This is a genomic window from Metabacillus sp. 22489 (assembly GCF_052044855.1).
GTDB classification, from domain to species: Bacteria; Bacillota; Bacilli; order Bacillales; family Bacillaceae; genus Metabacillus; species Metabacillus niabensis.
Genome location: NZ_JBQENT010000104.1, coordinates 1 through 1,836 on the forward strand (window position 1 = coordinate 1; position 1,836 = coordinate 1,836).

A 1,836-nucleotide genomic window follows, 5' to 3' on the forward strand; every position below is an offset into this window, starting at 1 on the left:
AATCGAGTAGGAGGGAGTGACTAACCCCCGACCTCTCACACCACCGTACATACCGTTCGGTATACGGCGGTTCTATTAAGATTGACGTAAAATTTCATAACGATTATATAGACTTCTCAACCCTCGTTGACTCCAGTAAGAGTTATCGAGGGTTTTGTGTAATATTGGACTACATGCAACTCTCCAGTATTTCTTTCTGGAGTTGCCCCATTCATATGCTTTGTAATCAGGGACGCCTAAACCAATAAGTTTCCTAACTCTGGTTTTAGGTTTCTTCCACTGTTTCCATTCGCACATTCTGAGCCTTCTTCTTATCCATTCATCGAATTCTTTGAATTTGCTTGGAGTGTCAGCTAAAGCGAAGTATCCACACCATCCTGTTAGATAACGGTTTAACATTTCAATTCTTACTTCTAATGGAAAAGGTTTTGACCGTGAGGTAATTTCTCGAATCTTCTTCTTAAAGCGTTTGATGCTTTCTTTAGCAATTCGCACCTTCGGTTCTTTATTCCAAGTAAAGCTAAAGCCAAGAAATTTCCGTTTCCACGGACGGTCTACTGCCGACTTATCCCTGTTTACCTTCAATTTTAGTTTCTGCTCAATAAACGCCGTAATGGATTCCATTACACGTTCCCCTGCTTTTAATGACTTAACATAAATGTTGCAGTCGTCAGCATAACGGACAAACTTATGCCCTCTTGCTTCCAATTCTTTATCTAATTTATCAAGAATTATGTTTGAAAGTAGAGGACTGAGAGGACCTCCTTGCGGAGTACCTTCCTCCGTTGATTGAACAACCCCATTAAGCATTACACCTGATTGAAGATATTTCCGGATTAGTTTGAGAAGAATGTGGTCTTCAATTCTTTTAGCGAGTATTCCCATCAATTTGTCATGATTAACCCTATCAAAGAATTTCTCTAAGTCTATATCAATTACCCAACGGAACCCTTCTTTGATATATCCCTTTGCCTTTCTTACCGCATCATGGGCACTCCTGTTAAGTCGGAATCCATAGCTGTTTTCAGAAAAGGTTGGGTCAAAGATTGGGGTTAATACTTGGGCAATTGCCTGTTGGATGAAACGGTCTGTAACAGTTGGTATGCCTAAAAGCCGTACCCCTCCACTTGGTTTCGGGATTTCGACACGGCGAACAGGGGAAGGTTGATAGTTACCTGTACTCAAAGCTTCCCGAAGGGAATCCCAGTTTTCATAGAGATGTCTTCGTAGGAATTTTACGGACATTCCATCTATGCCGTGACTTCCTTTGTTCTGCTCTACCCGTTTTAGGGCAGTTAAGAGATTTCCCCGTGACAAGATTCGTTCCATTAACATGATGTTACTCCTTTCTACGTGAATGAAATTTCTGTTTATGCCGGTTCTTGCTCCACCCTCCTAAAGTCCCCTGCGGATTCACCGCTTCCTCCTTTTGGTAAGTCCTTTCGGATTGTCTGTGTTCAAGTGCAATCGCCGAATGGGCAGATTTCATTCTCTCTTAATAGTTCAGTCCTTCCCATTCTATCTCGAGTTAGACTGGTACTATGACCTCTGCTGACTTCTGATTGTTCAGCTATCCATTGCTGGATAGGTTACCAAGTGTACTTGACATACCAATCAGACCTCCCCGGGTAAGAGTACAGTCTTTCCCTCCACCTATCTGCTTCATTTACTCTGTACCACCTTCGGCAGTAAGGACTTTGTTTTGTAATGCAAACTCATCCAATGGTACCTAGCCTAATATGAAGTTCGTGTTCCTCAGACCGGAGGTTTGCCGCCCGCTTCCTTCAGATTCCGCGTCACCACGGACACCCTTGCGTTAAACTAACCACTACTACT

Annotated in this window: 1 protein-coding gene; it reads right to left on the reverse strand. The window is 42.7% G+C overall.

Features of this window, described 5'->3' with window-relative positions; genetic code table 11:
* Nucleotides 1-75: 75 nt before the first annotated feature.
* Complete coding sequence (gene ltrA / locus ACTJJ9_RS26140; RefSeq protein ID WP_095303610.1) at nt 76-1,335, reverse strand: group II intron reverse transcriptase/maturase; 1,260 nt, start codon at nt 1,333-1,335, stop codon at nt 76-78.
* Nucleotides 1,336-1,836: the final 501 nt, after the last annotated feature.

Coding starts and splice junctions, on each gene's coding strand:
- ltrA (WP_095303610.1), bottom strand. CDS start 1,335: ATGTTAATGGAACGAATCTTGTCACGGGGAAATCTCTTAACTGCCCTA.